General features: G+C 48.4%; 12 protein-coding genes. 5 read left to right on the forward strand and 7 right to left on the reverse strand.

Annotated elements, in window-relative coordinates; translation table 11 throughout:
- Nucleotides 1–3 precede the first annotated feature (3 nt).
- The 4 genes from NBZ79_RS08650 to NBZ79_RS08665 form a co-directional block, all read right to left on the reverse strand.
- Nucleotides 4–819 (reverse strand): sulfite exporter TauE/SafE family protein, encoded by an 816-nt coding sequence (locus NBZ79_RS08650; RefSeq protein WP_251937526.1) that lies wholly within the window; start codon nt 817–819, stop codon nt 4–6.
- A gap of 184 nt (nt 820–1,003) precedes the next feature.
- Nucleotides 1,004–2,245, reverse strand: coding sequence for a hypothetical protein (locus NBZ79_RS08655; protein WP_251937528.1), 1,242 nt, complete (start codon nt 2,243–2,245; stop codon nt 1,004–1,006).
- A 91-nt stretch (nt 2,246–2,336) separates the two neighbouring features.
- Complete coding sequence (locus NBZ79_RS08660; RefSeq protein WP_251937530.1) at nt 2,337–3,770, reverse strand: VWA domain-containing protein; 1,434 nt, start codon at nt 3,768–3,770, stop codon at nt 2,337–2,339.
- Nucleotides 3,770–4,717: an AAA family ATPase gene (locus NBZ79_RS08665; protein WP_251937532.1), complete on the reverse strand. Its 948-nt coding sequence runs from the start codon at nt 4,715–4,717 to the stop codon at nt 3,770–3,772. The genes NBZ79_RS08660 and NBZ79_RS08665 overlap by 1 nt, the downstream gene beginning before the upstream one ends.
- 215 nt (nt 4,718–4,932) lie before the next feature.
- Between NBZ79_RS08665 and alaS the strand changes: the two genes are divergently transcribed.
- Both alaS and htpX read left to right on the forward strand, forming a co-directional pair.
- Nucleotides 4,933–7,590, forward strand: coding sequence for an alanine--tRNA ligase (alaS, locus tag NBZ79_RS08670; RefSeq protein WP_251937534.1), 2,658 nt, complete (start codon nt 4,933–4,935; stop codon nt 7,588–7,590).
- Between the two features lie 330 nt (nt 7,591–7,920).
- Complete coding sequence (gene htpX / locus NBZ79_RS08675; RefSeq protein ID WP_251937536.1) at nt 7,921–8,904, forward strand: zinc metalloprotease HtpX; 984 nt, start codon at nt 7,921–7,923, stop codon at nt 8,902–8,904.
- 10 nt (nt 8,905–8,914) lie between these two features.
- Here the strand turns inward: htpX and NBZ79_RS08680 are convergent, their stop codons facing one another.
- Nucleotides 8,915–9,547 carry a TetR/AcrR family transcriptional regulator gene (locus NBZ79_RS08680; RefSeq protein WP_251937538.1) on the reverse strand — a complete coding sequence of 211 codons (633 nt, stop codon included), beginning with the start codon at nt 9,545–9,547 and terminating at the stop codon, nt 8,915–8,917.
- Between the two features lie 139 nt (nt 9,548–9,686).
- On the opposite strand from NBZ79_RS08680, the gene NBZ79_RS08685 reads away from it, so the two are divergent.
- The 3 genes from NBZ79_RS08685 to NBZ79_RS08695 are packed head-to-tail and all read left to right on the forward strand — an operon-like array spanning nt 9,687 to nt 14,718.
- Complete coding sequence (locus NBZ79_RS08685; protein WP_251937540.1) at nt 9,687–11,537, forward strand: AMP-binding protein; 1,851 nt, start codon at nt 9,687–9,689, stop codon at nt 11,535–11,537.
- 25 nt (nt 11,538–11,562) lie between these two features.
- Complete coding sequence (locus tag NBZ79_RS08690; protein WP_251937542.1) at nt 11,563–12,597, forward strand: NADP-dependent oxidoreductase; 1,035 nt, start codon at nt 11,563–11,565, stop codon at nt 12,595–12,597.
- Between the two features lie 36 nt (nt 12,598–12,633).
- Nucleotides 12,634–14,718 (forward strand): 3-hydroxyacyl-CoA dehydrogenase NAD-binding domain-containing protein, encoded by a 2,085-nt coding sequence (locus NBZ79_RS08695; protein WP_251937543.1) that lies wholly within the window; start codon nt 12,634–12,636, stop codon nt 14,716–14,718.
- A gap of 27 nt (nt 14,719–14,745) precedes the next feature.
- Here NBZ79_RS08695 and NBZ79_RS08700 read toward each other — a convergent pair whose 3' ends face one another.
- Nucleotides 14,746–16,218: a DHA2 family efflux MFS transporter permease subunit gene (locus NBZ79_RS08700; protein ID WP_251937544.1), complete on the reverse strand. Its 1,473-nt coding sequence runs from the start codon at nt 16,216–16,218 to the stop codon at nt 14,746–14,748.
- Nucleotides 16,219–16,262: 44 nt separating this feature from the next.
- Nucleotides 16,263–17,387: a CaiB/BaiF CoA transferase family protein gene (locus tag NBZ79_RS08705; protein WP_251937546.1), complete on the reverse strand. Its 1,125-nt coding sequence runs from the start codon at nt 17,385–17,387 to the stop codon at nt 16,263–16,265.

Consider the following 17,387-nt stretch of genomic DNA (forward strand, 5'->3'; position numbering starts at 1 on the left):
GCATCAGGAAATACTGTAAAACATGCGTAAGGACGTGACAAAAAGGAAGAAAGCAAATGTCTTTTTGAGCATGTTCGTATTAATTCGATGGGCAATTCTGGCACCAAGAGGCGCAAATAAAACGGTCATCGGTACAATCATTATAAAGCCCAGAAAATTGACATATCCGTAATTGCCAAAGGGCAGACCCTTTGCATCCAGTCCGGATAACAAAAATCCTGTTGTCCCTGGAATAGCAATTATCAACCCGATTGCGGCAGACGTTCCGACCGCCTTGCGAATGGGAACATTATACAGGGTCAGGATGGGTACAGCCAATGTACCACCCCCGATCCCCATCATTGCCGAGAACCAGCCGATTAACAGAGCCAACGACTCTTTGAAAGGAGATTTGGGCAGGCTATCTGAGAATTTCAGAGTGTCGGGGCGAAATGCCATGTTAGCGGCGACAATCAAGGCCAAGACCGCGAAAACAAGTGTAAGAATAAATGCGTTGGCAAATCCGGCAAGAACGGTACCGCCAATAACACCAACAAAAATCATCGGACCCCAGCTTTTCAACAAGGCTGTATCAATTGCGCCTTTTTTATAATGGGATCGGGCGGAGGCAATAGAGGTTGGAATAATGATCGCAAGGGAGGTTCCAACGGCGACATGCATTCGAATGTCATCATTCACACCGAAAATGGACAAGACGTTATAGAGTACGGGAACGATGACAATACCGCCGCCAACCCCCAAAAGACCGGCAAGTAATCCCCCAACCATTCCCGTGGCGAGCAAGGAAGCAATCAAGCCAATTAAAAGAGGGGTGCTCATATCCGCGAACATTGACCAAGACCTTCCGACAAATTGCGTTATAGCAACTACTGGCACAAGTTCGTTTAAATTGGCAACCATCTTTATCCGGATGAGCAAATTGATTTCAGGGCCAAATAGGGCTTGTCATGTCGGGTTTCACAACAGCAAAAGGCTCTGGCATCGCAAAAGAACTCTGCGAATTCTAAAAATTGTAATTTAGCCCAAATGAAAATTTTTGTCTGTCAGCTGCGAAATTGGCACCATCATAATCGGCGTACATGGTTACAATTTTAAAGCCGTGATCAAGCGGAAAAATAGCCAATATGTCAACTTCAGACCCCATATCAGTTGACCCATTTTCAGCGCTAAAATCATGATAGGCTGCCTGGACATTGATCCCTTTTGGAAAGTAGAAAAAAGACGGCGTCTGATATGCGAGCGAAACGTGAAAATCTTCCAGCCCGTCGCCCGGTGTCGTGAGAAACACGTCTGCCAATCCCTGGAACTTATGCCCCGTCGCAAGCGGCGTCTGAAAGGCAACGGTGCCGTTGCCGGTAAAGACGTCATATCCGAGCCGGGCTGTCATGTTCTTCCACAAAACGGAACCGGAAACAGCGTAATAGTCTTCGCTTACGTCGGCATTATTATCAGCATAGTTTTCCTGATGGGCAATCGTGGCGCCATAGCCGAATTTTATGGTCTTCGGCCCTTTTATGTTGCCTTTCAGCCTGACACCATAGGTTGCCAGGGAAGAAGACTTCTTTGCTTCTTCAAAATCAAGCCAGTGACCAAAGCCCGTGATGTTTAAATAGGGTAGCTCTGAATATTGAATGTCAATCAAATGGCTGTTGGAACTGAAATCGCCTAACGCGGCTTCGCTTCCAAATATGCTGTTCACCTGCCAAATGTAAGAATAATCGATCTTTACATTTGATATGGCCGTGTTTGTAACGCGCAAAGAGTCAAAAGTTTGCTCATTTTGGCGCCACCCCACATTCCCGACAAATCGTGCGTCACCCAGAATTATCCGTTGCCTGCCGATTTTCGCGGTCGTGTCCTGAAGGCCCGTATATTTCAGGTTGGCCCGGTTTAATCGAAAAGAATCCGGATCGGCGACGATGGGATAGGTGGTCTTTCCGTTGACGGTGCTATTAAACTCCTCCGATCCAAAATGTGTGGTGCCGTCGATTTCACCGAGCAAACTAAAGTCTTTCCAGGAACCTGTTTCATACCCCAAACGAACCCTGGCTGTCTTGGCCTGGGCGTCATTTGCGATGCCGTCCTGATCCACATATTCGTACCGGATACGTATATTGGTAAGGAATTTTCCGTTTTCCAACGCTTGAGCGAGTGATTCTTCTGCTTTTGATGACATTGGTGAGGCGAGCATGGATATAGAGGCAACAAAAAAGGTGAGCATATTCGCTGCGATCGAGGCCTTCATGGTAATTCTCCGGGCGTTTAATTTCCCGAAAATCCTACAGTGAAAGCCGTCTGGTCACTTGATCCTGATCAAGCAATTGCCGTTATTTTTTCTAGTTGGATTTAAGCAGATCGCGAATGATTAACTCGAGTTTGTTGAGTGAGTTACATGTTTCCGCGGTTGTACAATAAGGCGCAATCCGCAGCATTTCTGAATCGCCCGACCCCCATATGGACTTACGTTCAGGATTGAGCCAGATAACCCGTTTTGCCCGTGATTTGATTTCCTTCAGGATATCGACACGAGGATCTGCACCGTTGGATCGGCCATCTCCCAGAAAAATAACAGTCGTTCTGTTATCAATCTCGTCGAATATCAAATCCTTGAAATCTTCCATGGCACGGCCATAGTCCGTGGACCGTCCGCCAAATTGATCAATGGCCAGGGGGACTGCCTCTTCAGCGCCAAGGCGGTCGAAAAGATCGGTCACTTCTCCCAAGGTGCCTGAAAAGGCGAATGACCTGACTTTTGGCAAAACTTCATTCAGCGAATAAAGAAAGAGCAGGAGAAATCTGGCTACCGAGGCGACAGAGCCCGAAACATCGCAAACCGCCAGCACTTTCGGGCGGTCCTTGTGTTTTTGTTTCCAGTGGGTTTCAAACATGATCCCGTCATAGGCAATATTGCGGCGCATGGTCTTGCGGATATCGAGATGTCCGCGATTCTTGACCTTGCGAATGCGAGAATTCATATCCGTAAGGCGCTTGGCCATTCTGCGAACGATCTCGCGCATATGCTTGAAATCGCGATGTTCTATATTGGACAGCCGGACCTTTTTAAGGACATCCTGACGAAACTGCTTCCCTTTTCCACTACTGGTGAGGGCCAGTTGTCGTTCCACCATGTCCCGGACGGCATCGAAGAGTGTTTCGAGGCGGCCGGCAAGATCTACTGCACCGTCATCATCCCCTTGTTCCTCCCTGGCCGCAATTTCCTGGTTAACCTGATCGAGCCCCATTTGCTCCATAATACGGCGCGTAAATAATCCGCGTTGTGTCATGAGGACAATGCCCCCGAGATTAACGTCTCCGGCGGCTTGGGTCATGGCTAATGCCAGCGCTGTTCTGTCATTTTGTTCCAGCATTTCAAGGAGAGGGGCAGTAGGGTCACCCGATGGCTCCACCGATTCCAGTCCGTCACCTGCACCATTTTCGTTTTCTGATGAGGAGCCGTCCTCATTTTCATTGGCCGGCTCGGGCGGGGCAGATTGATCTTCAATACTGTCTGCACCTTCATCGGTTTCATCATTTCGTTCTTTAAAATCAAGCTCGATATTATAGCTGAAAAATTCGTCGAAACAGCGGTTGAAACTGTCATGTTCTTCAACGGTTTTTGCCATGACCTGCGACAATGCAGCCTTCAGCAACCCGCGATCATCATAACCGATGAGCTGCACGGTTTCCGCCGCGTCCAGGCTTTCGCCGATGGACACGGGAATATCTGCATATCGCAGCATTTCAATAAATTCCGCGAGAGGCTTATCCATTACCGGGTTTCTTTATGGGCAATGGCCACCAGTTTAGGGACATCGGAATTGGTGTTTTCAATATCTTCTTCAAACTTCAGAAGCATATTCAACGTATTACGCACCATATCTGCATCGAGCTTCTCGGCATGTAACAAAAGCAGCGTTCGGGCCCAATCGATGGTTTCACTCACTGCGGGAAGTTTTTTAAGATCCTGGGTTCTCAATTGCTGGACAAAGGATACAATCTGGTTGCGCAGGTTCTCATCCAGTTCCGGAACACGGGTCTTGATAATTCTCCGTTCCAGCTCGGCGTCGGGAAAGGGAATATACAGATGCAGGCAGCGCCGCTTGAGAGCGTCACTCATTTCCCGCGTATTATTGCTTGTCAGGAACACGAGTGGTTTGGTTTTTGCCTTGATTGTACCGATCTCAGGCACTGAAATCTGATAATCCGACAGGATTTCCAGCAAATAGGCTTCAAATTCATGATCAGATTTGTCTATTTCATCAATCAACAATACAGTTTTTACGTCAGATTTCAGGGCTTGCAGCAGAGGCCGGGCTTCCAGAAATTTTTCTGAATAGAAGCTGTCTCCAAATTGGTGCAATTTGTCCATGGATTGATCCAACCCTACGGCATCTTCAAGCAAGTCCCCCAATTTTTCCTTCAGGATTTGAGTGTAGAGAAGTTGCTTGCCATATTTCCATTCATATAAAGCCTTGGATTCGTCCAGCCCCTCATAACATTGAAGACGGATCATGGGGGCACCAAGCAATTCCGATGCTGCTTTGGCAAGTTCCGTTTTTCCAACACCGGGAGGGCCCTCGACGAGGATCGGCTTATCCAGTTTTTGCGATAAATAGATTGAAGTCGCAATATGTCGGTCGCAAATGTAACCAGCGGTTTCAAATCCGGCTTTAATGAGGTCAATGGCTTCCGCCGGGTCTTTATCGATAATACTCACGTGATTATTCCGTTCTCTATCGGACAGGGAAAATTGTTTTCCGTGTTATTATTAGTTCTTGAATTCAAATCCGAACTCTTTCCATAACAGGCTTGAGCCACCATTTCCAGTGCTAACCCGCTGGACAGGGCTGGCCTGTCACGGTAAAAGTCTGATCTGGTCTTGATGGATGATATATATACCTTATTTGCGGCGAAGGTGACGGAGTTTTTAACATGAGTACAACAAATGAAATTCGAAGCTCTTTTTTGGAGTATTTCTCCAAGAATGAGCATGAGAAAGTTGATAGCTCACCTTTGATCCCGCGCAACGACCCAACGCTGCTATTTACCAATGCGGGCATGGTTCAGTTCAAGAATGTTTTTACGGGTCAGGAAAAACGACCCTATAGCCGTGCGGTGACCACTCAAAAATGTGTTCGCGCGGGCGGCAAGCATAATGACCTGGAAAATGTCGGAAGGACGGCCCGTCATCATACTTTTTTTGAAATGCTGGGTAATTTCTCTTTTGGTGACTATTTCAAAGAGCAGGCCATCGAGCATGCCTGGACGCTGCTGACCAAGGAATTTGGCTTGCCGAAGGATAAGCTTTTGGTGACCGTTTTTCATGACGACGACGAGGCAGTCGGGCATTGGAAGAAAATCTCTGGGCTGACGGATGACAGAATAATACGGATTGCTACATCGGATAATTTTTGGTCCATGGGCGATACTGGCCCTTGCGGCCCTTGCTCGGAAATTTTTTATGATCATGGCGATCATATACCTGGCGGCCCTCCCGGTAGTCCTGACGAAGACGGGGACAGGTTTATCGAGATTTGGAATCTCGTTTTCATGCAGTTCGAGCAACTGAACAAAGAAACGAGGGAAAACCTGCCACGCCCGTCCATTGATACGGGAATGGGACTTGAACGACTTACAGCTGTTTTGCAGGGAAAACACGATAACTATGATATCGATTTGATGCGGACCATCATTGAAGCATCTGCTGATATCTCCAATAAGGATGCAGATGGCGAATTTAAAATTTCCCATCGGGTGATTGCAGATCACCTTCGATCTTCAGCCTTTCTCGTCGCTGATGGTGTATTGCCGTCAAACGAGGGGCGCGGTTACGTTCTACGCCGGATTATGCGCCGGGCGATGCGTCATGCTCATATGCTGGGTGCAAAAGATCCAATGATCTGGAAGCTGGTCACAACACTTGTTCATGAAATGGGGGAGGCTTTTCCAGAATTGTCTCGCGCTCAGTCCCTGATTACGGAGACATTGAAAGTTGAAGAAACCAAATTCAAGGAAACCCTGGATCGCGGATTGAAGCTATTGGGCGATGCGACCGATAAACTCGGGGATCAGGAAGCTCTGCCGGGGGATGTCGCTTTCAAACTTTATGATACATTCGGGTTCCCCCTCGATCTGACCAAAGATATTTTAAAAGGGCAGAAGCGGGATCTGGACGAAGACGGTTTCGATATTGCCATGGCCAAACAGAAAGCTGCCGCCCGTGCTGCCTGGTCAGGATCAGGGGAAGCAGCCACTGATCAGCTTTGGTTCGATATGCATGAACGCATCGGGGCGTCGGAATTTCTAGGATATCAGACAGACTCGGCGGAAGGTCAGGTTCAGGCCATTGTTGTAAATGGCGCCGAACGGGAAACTGCAACCGAAGGCGATGATATATTGGTCGTTTTGAACCAGACGCCGTTTTATGGTGAATCGGGCGGTCAGGAAGGCGATCATGGTATTTTGAAATCGATAGACGGTTTTGAAATGGAGGTAAAAGATACCCAGAAGAAACAGGATGTCTACATCCATATCGGTCGTGTCCTCACGGGATCCTTGAAAGTCGGCGATGTTGTTGAAACCCATATTGATGTTGTTCGCAGGACCCGATTGCGGGCCCATCATTCGGCGACCCATTTATTGCACGAAGCGCTGCGGCAGCGCCTTGGCGAGCATGTGACACAAAAAGGGTCATTGGTGGCAGAAGATCGGCTCCGGTTTGATTTTGCCCATCAAAAACCGATGTCCGAGGAAGAAATGCGTCAGGTCGAAATTGATGTGAACGATCGTATTCGCCTGAATGCTCCAGTTGCGGTTCATTTGACAACGCCTGAAGATGCAATCAAGGCCGGTGCCATGGCCCTGTTTGGGGAAAAATATGGCGATGAAGTGCGGGTTGTCAGTATGGGCGGCCTGGATATGGATAAAGGCGAGGACCGGGATTATTCGACGGAGTTATGTGGCGGGACACATGTGTCCCGTACCGGTGATATCGGCTTTTTAAAAATTACCGGTGAGGCCGGTCTTGCGGCAGGTGTTCGCCGGATTGAGGCTGTCGTCGGACAGGCGGCGCTGGATTATGTGAATGATCGCGAACAAATGCTGTTCAAGGCATCGGCTTCCTTAAAAACCTCTCCCGCAGAGTTATCAACTCGGATAACCGGATTACTGGATGAAAGAAAGCGTCTTGACCGTGAACTTACGGAAACAAGGAAGAAACTGGCAACCGGCGGTGGCGGTAAAACTGCCGAAATCGAAAAAATCGGTGACGTCGGTTTTATCGCTCATTTGCTTGGAGATGTCCCGCCGCGGGATCTGAAACCCATGGCTGACGAAATCAAGAAAAAGCTTGATAGCGGCGTCATTGTTCTTATTGCGGCCAATGATGGTAAGGCGTCAATTGTTATTAGTGTCACTGACGATCTGACATCGAAATTCAGTGCGGTTGACCTGGTTCGAGCTGGATCTGAGGCTTTAGGGGGTAAAGGCGGAGGTGGCCGCCCTGACATGGCGCAGGCCGGAGGTCCGAATGCAGAGAAGGGGGCTGACGCTATTGCCGCTATTCGCGCGGCTATAAGCGAGGCGGCATAAGTCATCGGGAGGAGCCAAAAATCGGCAGGCCTGCCCCCCGCCGATTTCCGTACTCTACTGGATACGCTACTAAATTCATGTCTTCATACGTAATACTTAATCTTGAAGACATGACGGTCCTCCCTTAGACTTGCCCGGCTAACATCTATCTATGTTGCTAACCGGTATTACTGCATTTGATGGTTAGAAGAGGCAAAACCTTGTCAGGAATAAGGCGTTTTCAAGGTTATCCGGCACCGCCTTGATGCATTGAAAAATCCTGATTGCTGAATATCTGATAAGAAGAAGCGGAGAATGGGTTTCCGCGATTACTATTATTGAGGCATTGTGATGAACTTCATAAAAACAGGGATGCTGATAGCAGCAATAACAGCCCTTTTTTTAGGAGTTGGGTTTTTAATTGGCGGAACAACAGGAATGCTTGTTGCATTTGTTATCGCCATTGGCATGAACGGCTTCGCCTACTGGAACTCCGATAAAATGGTGCTCAAGATGCACGGCGCTCGTTTGGTGACGGAAAGCGAGGCGCCGATACTTGTGCGCGTTGTCAAGGATCTCTCCGAGCGTGCCGGCCTGCCGATGCCGAAAGTATATATTATGGAGAACGCCCAGCCTAATGCCTTCGCAACCGGCCGCAATCCGGAAAATGCAGCCGTTGCCGCCACGACAGGTCTTTTGGATTTACTAACCCCAGAGGAGCTTGCAGGTGTCATGGCCCATGAGCTGGCTCATGTGAAGAACCGGGACACTCTGACCATGACAGTCACGGCAACCCTTGCCGGTGCTATTAGTATGCTCGCAAATTTTGCCCTGTTTTTTGGTGGAAACAGGAACAATAGCGGTGGCCTTATCGGTGCATTGGCGATAATGATCCTTGCACCGCTGGCCGCCATGCTCGTTCAAATGGCCATTAGCCGGACACGGGAATATTCTGCCGATCACACGGGAAGTGAAATTTGCGGTAATCCTGACTGGCTTGCCAGTGCCCTGCAAAAGCTGGAGCGTGGCGTGCAGGCCCATGAAAATATACCGGCAGAAAAAAATCCGGCCTCAGCCAGTCTCTTCATTATCAATCCTCTCCATGGAAAACGGGCGGATAGCTTGTTTTCGACACATCCGGCAACCAAGAACAGGGTCGCTAAACTGAAAGAAATGACGTTAGGCATGGTTCGGGGTGGGGCTAATACATACCGGGCTCCGAATTCACGTTACGTGAAAAATACCACGGTCGAAAAGCCGTCTGGTCGAGGATCAACACCCTATACAGATCAAAAATCGAGAGAATCCGACCAAAAGCCGGGGCCGTGGGGATAAAAGCGGCGGGTTAGCTCATGTTTTCCGGATTTTTTACAAGAGCGCGTGTCAAAAACCGTGTCATATGATCAACAAATTCCTGGCGGCTCTGGCCTTTGCGATAGGCATGTGGTGCGGAAAACTGAATTAATCCTACCATGGCATGACCAATCAGATCCGGGTCTACATCATCATAGAGCTCTCCGGTATCGCAGGCATTCTTCAATCTAATAATAAACCCAGAGGCAAACTTGCTTCGAACTTCTTTTGAGGTGGAATCCGTAGGGTCAAATACTTTCGTATCAACCATCGCAGATCTGAGGAGCCCCGGATTTTGCTCGGCAAATTCCTGAATGGCAGTAAGACTGTATCGAATATATTCCTCAAAACTTTTCACATCTGGAATTTTTGACTGAACAAACGCATGAAGATCTTCTTGCGCGGAACTGGCAAAAGCCAAAAATATTTCCCGCTTGTCCGTGTAGTGAGAATAAAAGGTTCCGTGGGCAACGTCAGCTTCGCGGGCAATATCCTGAGGGCGTGTTTCGTGGTAGCCTTTGCTGACAAAAAGTTTGCGGGCAGCCTCAAGAAGTCTGTTCCGTTTTTCTTCTTTTCGTTTGCTGGCACGATCTGTAGCCAGGACAACTCCTGCCGGTCCACTCATGGGTACTCTACCTCAGATATTTTTTTGTTCTTTTTTTTGGCTGCCGCTGGCAATTGTTGTGACATTTTGTCAGTATGCTGCACAATAACAGTCAGCCGACAAAAATAGAACAAAAAAAATAGAGGAGCTCGTTGCCGGCATGTCGTCTAGCGTACCATTCAGGGAACTCAATCGTCCTTCACCTGATATTTCAGTGGCAGAAAACAAGGATGGTTCATTTCTTCTTACGAGCAATGTCGAGATCGGGAAAGTTGAAGAAAACGTAGCGTTTTATTGGCGTCGTTCGGCGGAGGAATTTCCTGAAAAAGCCTTCCTGATCAAATGCGGCCCGCAAGATGACTGGCCGAAACTGTCTTATGCGCAAGCTAAAAGGCAAGCCGACGAAGTCAGCACCTGGTTGTTGCAACGCGGATTTGGTCCGGAAAAATCCGTGATGATTCTGTCGGGCAATAGTTTTGCGCATGCGATTCTTACCATGGGAGCCATTCAGGTAGGCGTGCCCGTCACGCCGGTCTCTCCTTCTTATTCGTTGTTGGGAGGAGATTTTGAAAAACTGAGTTATGCAGTTGAGTTGACTGAGCCGGGTCTCATTTTTGCTGAAGATGGTGATGTTTTTGGCAAGGCAATCGCAGCTGTTAATACCGAAAATGTGGAAATTCTGACGGTCCAGGGAGCGGAGCATGGAGGTCTTCGGTTTACCGATTTGTTGGGCGAAGTAGACGAGACCGCGGTGGATGCTGCATATGCATCTGTGAACGCCAATACGCTCGCCAAAATTCTTTTTACTTCTGGCTCAACCGGGATGCCCAAAGCCGTCCCAAATACACAAGGAATGTTATGCGCGGCGCAAAAAACGCTGGAACTGGTTTCCGAACCCAGAGATCCGGTAAACACGCCGATATTTATTTTGGATTGGCTTCCGTGGCATCATACTTATGGTGGGAACGTAAATTTCTTTGCCATTGCCCGCGTATCCGGAACCATTTACATGGATGATGGAAAGCCAGCTCCCGGCTTTTTTCAGCGGACATTGGAGAATATAAAACGTGTATCGCCGACACGCTTCAGCAGCGTTCCGGCGGCCTATGGGTTTTTGGCAGACCAGCTCGAAAAAGATGAAGAACTCGCAACGGCCTTTTTCAAAAATGTAACGATTTGCCAATATGGCGGTGCAGCACTTTCACAGGAAATGTTCGAGCGAATGCAGGTACTGGCCATAAAATATACGGGCATGAGAATGCCGTTTGGCACGGGATGGGGGGCAACGGAGACCACGGGAACCGGCACTGCTGTTTATTGGGAAACCGAGAAAGTGGGCCTCATCGGCGTGCCGACGCCCGGTGTGGATTTAAAGGTCGTTCCGGTAGGAGATAAGCTTGAAATTCGTATTAAAGGTGCCAATGTGCATACTGGTTACTACAAGCGACCGGATCTAACAGCTAAATATTTCGATGAAGATGGGTTCTATTGCATCGGCGATGCGGTGAAATGGGAAGATTCTTCTAAAAAAGAAATAGGGTTGGTTTTTAACGGTCGTGTCGCGGAGGATTTTAAACTGGCAAATGGCACTTGGGTGAGCACGGGATCGCTCCGTCTATCCCTAATTGATGCCTTGGACCCAATTGTAAGGGATATTGTTATCACAGGGCATGACAAGGATGACGTGGGTTTGCTGATACTCCCAACTGAAGCCGTGTTGCGGCAACTCGGGGAAAGCGATGAAGCTATATCCGCGGACGGTGAAGCTATCGTCGATGGAGATTTTCTTGCTCAAATAGGCCAGAAACTTGAGAAATATAATTTGGACAACAAAGCACCAAGCCGACGTGCAGGGCGTGCGCTGGTGATGGCGAAGCCCTTGTCGATTGATAAAAATGAAATCACTGATAAGCAATATATCAATCAATCAGCCGTGTTATCGAACCGATCAGATCTGGTTCAAAGACTCTATGCCAGATCCCTTGACAAATCAGTAATGAAATTTAATTAAATCAAATAAATGAAAGGCGTTTCTAATGTCAAATATGAATAAGCAGATACTGCTTAAATCTTATCCTGAAGGCGAACCGACGGCGGCGGATTTTGAAATAGTCGAAACGGCGGTCCCAACTCCGGGTGACGGAGAAATCCTGGTAAAAACCATTTATATGTCCCTGGACCCCTATATGCGTGGCCGTATGAGCCAGGCGAAGAGCTATTCTGCAAGCGCCCAAATTGGCGACCCTATGATGGGTGGCGGTGTTGGTGTCGTCGAGCAGTCGAATAACCCGAAATTTGGTGTCGGTAATTATGTCATGAGCTATCCGGGCTGGCAGCAATACAGCCTCACGGACGGGACGGGTGTGATGAAGCTGGACCCAGGGTTGGCACCAATTTCCACAGCTGTTGGTGTTCTGGGTATGCCGGGTTTGACCGCCTATTTTGGTCTGTTGAAAATTGGTCAGCCAAAAGAAGGCGAAACGGTTGTTGTTGCCGCTGCCTCTGGTGCGGTAGGAAGTGTTGTCGGCCAGGTTGCACGGATTAAGGGCGCCCGGGCTGTGGGTATCGCGGGCTCCGCTGATAAATGCGCCTTTGTGGTTGAAGAACTCGGGTTTGATGCCTGTATCAACTATAAAGATGCTGACTTTGCCGAACAACTGGCTGCGGCTTGTCCTGATGGAATTGATGTTTATTTCGAAAATGTCGGGGGCAAGGTGTTTGATACAGTCATGCCGCTGCTAAATGATTTCGCGCGTATCCCACTTTGCGGATTAATCTCCCAGTATAATGCGACATCTTTGCCAACCGGGACGAACTTTTTACCAGCTCTAATGCGAGATATGCTGACTAAACGTATGACATTGAGAGGATTTATCATCTCCGATCATTATGAGCATCTGGCGGATTTCCTTCGGGATATGGGAGGCTGGATTGCCAGTGGGCAGTTGAAATATCGTGAAGATATTGTTGAGGGAATTGAAAATGCGCCTGAAGCATTCATTGGTCTGCTTAAGGGTGCGAATTTTGGAAAATTGCTGGTCCGCGTTTCCGATGATCCAACTAGAAACTAATCAGTCACAAAATACCTTATGAGAGGAACAAGAAAAATGACTGCTATAACTGAATTTGTCAGATATGAAGCACAAGGAACTGTCGGGGTTGTAACCGTAAACAATCCACCTGTTAACGCGTTGAGCCAAGGTGTGCGCGAAGGCATCAAAGGCGGTATTGAAGCCGGGATGGCAGATGCTTCCGTCACATCGATCGTTCTTGCCTGTGATGGCCGAACCTTTATTGCGGGCGCTGACATTACTGAATTCGGCAAACCGCCAACAGAGCCGGGATTGCACGAAGTAATTGGGACAATTGAATCTTCCAATAAACCTGTCGTGGCTGCAATTCATGGAACGGCCCTTGGCGGCGGTCTGGAAACAGCACTTGGATGTCATTACCGTGTCGCGGTCGCCAGCGCTAAAGTAGGCCTGCCAGAAGTAAAACTGGGACTTTTGCCCGGAGCAGGTGGAACACAGCGGCTTCCACGTGTTGTCGGTGTGCCAATGGCTTTGACAATGATAGCCGGCGGTGCACCAATTGGGGCAAAGAAAGCCCTTGAAGTCGGACTTGTCGATGAAATTGTCGATGGAGACCTGACCGAAGGCGCAATTGAGTTTGCCAAGAAAGTCGTCGCAGAGGGACGTCCGCTGGTCAAGATCAGTGATCAGAATGAAAAACTTGAAGACGCCAGGAAAAATCCCTCCCTGTTTGCCGATTTCCGTAAATCCATTGCTCGTAAATCTCGTAATTTCGAAGCACCGGAGAATTGTATCAAAGCAGTTGAGGGGGCTGTAAATCTTCCCTTCGATGAAGGTCTTAAAAGAGAACGCGAGCTCTTTATGGAATTGATGCAGGGTGAGCAATCGGGCGCACAGCAATATTTCTTCTTTGCAGAGCGTTTGGCCAATAAAATCCCCGATGTTCCAAAAGATACGCCGTTATTGGATATTAATACGGCGGGGATTATTGGCGCCGGAACCATGGGTGGCGGTATCGCCATGAATTTCCTGCAAGCAGGCATACCTGTGACTATCGTGGAAACGAAACAGGAGTTTCTCGATAAGGGCATGGATATCATTAAATCAAACTACGCCGCGACTGTCTCAAAAGGTCGGATGTCTCAAGATGCGATGGATAAATGTATGTCATTGCTGACGGGCAGTATCAACCTCGAAGATCTGAGTGATGTTGATATCGTTATCGAAGCCATATTCGAAAATATGGACGTGAAAAAGGATATTTTTGGCAAGCTTGATAAAATTTGCAAGCAAGGAGCAATTCTTGCGACAAATACCTCCACATTGGACATCGACGAGATCGGTGAAGCAACAACCAGACCTGAATATGTCATTGGTCTGCATTTCTTCAGCCCTGCCAATGTCATGAAATTGTTGGAAGAAGTCCGAACCAAGAAAACCAGTGCAACCGTCATGGCGACATGTATGGCTCTTGCCAAACGGATTGGTAAAATTCCGGCGATGGTTGGTGTCTGTGAAGGTTTTGTTGGTAACCGCATCCTTGCTCAACGGGGTGAGCAGGCGAATAAACTGATCTTGGAAGGCGCGAAACTTGAGGACGTCGACCGTGTTCTATTTGACTTCGGTTTACCGATGGGACCTTTTGCCATGTCTGATCTGGCTGGTAACGACGTAGGCTGGCGCATTCGTCAGGGTAAAGGTGTTACAAGCCCGGTTGCAGATGCCATCTGTGAGCTTGGCCGGTTTGGCCAGAAAACGGGTGATGGTTATTATCATTACGAAAAAGGAAACCGGACACCGCAACCTGATCCCATTGTTGAAGATATCATCATCAATGCCGCAAGGGATGCCGGGATCAACCGTCGCCAGGTTTCGGATGAGGAAATTCTTAAGCGTTGCGTCTATCCCATGATCAATGAAGCTGCGAAAATCCTGGAAGAGGGCATTGCATCTAGGGCAAGCGATATTGATGTTATCTGGGTTTATGGATATGGCTGGCCTGTATATCGTGGCGGACCAATGCGCTATGCCGATCACATCGGCCTGGACAATATCTACAACGACATGTTGAAATTCAAAGAAGAGTTTGGTGACGAATGGACACCAGCTCCGCTACTTGAAAAGCTGGCGAAGGAAGGTAAAGGGTTTAAAGATCTGTAGATCCTGCTTTTAAGAATAAAGGCCTCGTCATTGGACGGGGCCTTTTTTTATGCTTGATTGCCAGGAAATATAACAAGCCGGTATAAGCGCCAGCGCAAAGAAAATTCCCGCAATAAGAAAGCAATCCTGAAATGTACTGCTGGTTGCCGTAAGATATTCGTCATAGGTAATTACATCTGCGGCGCCAATTTCCATTAGATCGGTTTCGTAGTGGTTGGATCGGGCCGTAATGAGAACGGCGATTACATTTACCCCGGCGGTGCCGCCCAGCATCCTGCAAAAATTCAAGGCGCCGGAGGCTTGCGGGACATGTTCCGGGGGCATGCTGGACAGTGACAGGGTGCTATTGGATGGCAGGATAAAACCGAGCGCCGTCCTGCTTAGAATGATCCAGCCAGCGACCAGCCAAAAGCCACTAAACTGATCAGAAAAACTGATGCCTATTGATGAAATGAAGAATAAAACAATTCCTGTAAACAATAAGCGGTGCGGCGGCATTCTGTCGACCATCCGACCCACTAAAGGAGATACCGCGGCAAGCGCAAGACCGCCCGGAAGGAGCATTAACCCGGCATCGGTTGCACTCGCATTGAGGACCGTCCGGGCAAATAGGGGCACCATGTAAATACTGGAGAACATACCGGCACTTGTTATGGCGCCAATTAGAACAGTTGATGTAAAATAGAGATTTCGAAACATCTGCAACCGAAGCAACGGTGCCTGGCTCCGCGCATCCCGTAAAATAAAGATGGTGAGTGCAATGAGGGAAATTGCAAGAAATGGAGCCACGAGAGTGTCACCAATATCGTAAAACTGACTGTTGGATAAGCCAATGAGGAAACAGGATACGGCAACGGAAACAAACCCGAAACTGATAAAATTGAAGCGAGATCTTGCCCCGATTTCGGTTCGGTCTGGCAGGAAAATCCAGCCCAGAATTCCGGCGAATATGGTTAAAGGAAGCCCGGCCGTAAATGTGTAATGCCAATCCAGGCTATCGGTTATCACTCCTCCGATTGTTGGACCAACAGCCGGACCGAGAACGACGACCATACTAAAAATACCAATCGCGGTGCCTCGCCGGTTTGCGGGAAACAAAAGAAAAACCAATGCCATTGACAGGGGTTGTAAAATTCCTGCACCGGCACCCTGTAATAAGCGCGAGAAAATCAGCAAGTTGAAATTCGGCGCAAACTGACCGAGCATACAACCACTGAAAAACAAAGCCGTTGCCAACATAAAAGCGGCGCGAGCACCGTAATTTTTCAGCAACCATGCCGTCGACAACATGCAGATGGTTGTTGCACTCAAAAAACCGGTGGACATCCATTGGGCGGACGCCTGCGTAATTCGATATTCGGCCATGATGTTTGTTAGGGCAACATTGATCATCGTTGAGGATAAAATTGATGCCATTAAGCCGATAATAACCGCAAGTACTGCGAACCATTTAAATTTGGCGCCGTATTTTTCTTCCAGCAATTGATTGCGGCTGATCATCGAAAAATAACCTGAAACATTAAGGATGTGTCGAGGGAAACGTTTTAATTAGAGAACTCTTCACGAATTTTATTTGAGTGCTCTCCCAATTCGGGGATAGGCCCATATGTTGGTGAAACACCGGCGAATTGAACAGGAGATGCAACAAGATTTACAGGACCAGTGGGACTATCCACAGACATTCTTTCGATTTGCGGGTGTGACGTCAAGTCGGCGACGCTATTCAAGGAACCGAAGGCGATCCGGGCTTCGGAAAGACGCGTGGTCATCTCATTTCTTGTATGGGCTCCAAACACATTCCCGACTTCTTGATTGAGCTCTGCCCTGTTTAGTACCCTGTTTTCATTGGTATCAAACCTTGGATCATCAAAAAGTTCGGGTTTTTTAAGAGCCTGACAGCATAGATTTTTCCATTCGGTCTGGTTTTGGATGGAAATGACAATCGGCCCGCCTTCTTTTGTCTCAAAGGCTTCGTAGGGTGCTATCGACGGGTGACTGAGGCCACCACGGCCTGGTGCCTTGCCGCCATATTCCTGATGCAGGAGAGGGACCGTCATCCAGTCCGCCATGCCGCCAAACAAGGTGGATTTAATTGATTTTCCCTGTCCCGTCTTTTCACGTTCGTAAAGCGCTTCTAAAACACCAATCAGACCATGCATGCCCGCTGCGATATCACAAACAGATACACCAACACGGCCCGGCTCGCTGGGAGAACCGGTAACGGAAGCGAGCCCGGTTTCAGACTGAACCAGCATGTCGTAGGCCTTCATCTTGGCATAGGGACCCTCTTCTCCGTATCCGGAAATATCAACGGTGATGAGGCGCGGGTGATCCAAACGCAGCTGCTCGCTGCCAATACCCAGACGTGTTGAAGCGCCCGGAGCCAGATTTTGAATAAAAATATCTGCTTTGGAAATAATGCGTTTTAAAAGAGCAAGGTCTTCCTCATTTTTCGCATCAAGTTTAATGGATTCCTTGCCGCGGTTAAGCCAAACGAAATAGGCACTTTGTCCATTGACCACTGTATCGTATTTACGAGCAAAATCACCCTCCGGTCGTTCAACCTTAATCACTCGCGCTCCTGCGTCAGCGAGTTGACATGAGAGATAAGGGGCGGCTACTGCCTGCTCCAATGAAACGACAAGAATACCATCGAGGGGGCCAGTCAT

This window comes from Sneathiella marina, from assembly GCF_023746535.1.
In the GTDB taxonomy this organism is placed as follows: domain Bacteria; phylum Pseudomonadota; class Alphaproteobacteria; order Sneathiellales; family Sneathiellaceae; genus Sneathiella; species Sneathiella marina.

What these genes read in the sequence shown, in the direction of transcription:
- NBZ79_RS08680 (WP_251937538.1), bottom strand. Translation starts at nt 9,547, where the DNA reads ATGAGTGGACCGGCAGGAGTTGTCCTGGCTACAGATCGTGCCAGCAAA.
- htpX (WP_251937536.1), top strand. Translation starts at nt 7,921, where the DNA reads ATGAACTTCATAAAAACAGGGATGCTGATAGCAGCAATAACAGCCCTT.
- NBZ79_RS08660 (WP_251937530.1), bottom strand. Translation starts at nt 3,770, where the DNA reads ATGGATAAGCCTCTCGCGGAATTTATTGAAATGCTGCGATATGCAGAT.
- NBZ79_RS08705 (WP_251937546.1), bottom strand. Translation starts at nt 17,387, where the DNA reads ATGACTGGCCCCCTCGATGGTATTCTTGTCGTTTCATTGGAGCAGGCA.
- NBZ79_RS08655 (WP_251937528.1), bottom strand. Translation starts at nt 2,245, where the DNA reads ATGAAGGCCTCGATCGCAGCGAATATGCTCACCTTTTTTGTTGCCTCT.
- NBZ79_RS08650 (WP_251937526.1), bottom strand. Translation starts at nt 819, where the DNA reads ATGAGCACCCCTCTTTTAATTGGCTTGATTGCTTCCTTGCTCGCCACG.
- NBZ79_RS08695 (WP_251937543.1), top strand. Translation starts at nt 12,634, where the DNA reads ATGACTGCTATAACTGAATTTGTCAGATATGAAGCACAAGGAACTGTC.
- NBZ79_RS08690 (WP_251937542.1), top strand. Translation starts at nt 11,563, where the DNA reads ATGTCAAATATGAATAAGCAGATACTGCTTAAATCTTATCCTGAAGGC.
- NBZ79_RS08700 (WP_251937544.1), bottom strand. Translation starts at nt 16,218, where the DNA reads ATGATCAGCCGCAATCAATTGCTGGAAGAAAAATACGGCGCCAAATTT.
- NBZ79_RS08685 (WP_251937540.1), top strand. Translation starts at nt 9,687, where the DNA reads ATGTCGTCTAGCGTACCATTCAGGGAACTCAATCGTCCTTCACCTGAT.
- alaS (WP_251937534.1), top strand. Translation starts at nt 4,933, where the DNA reads ATGAGTACAACAAATGAAATTCGAAGCTCTTTTTTGGAGTATTTCTCC.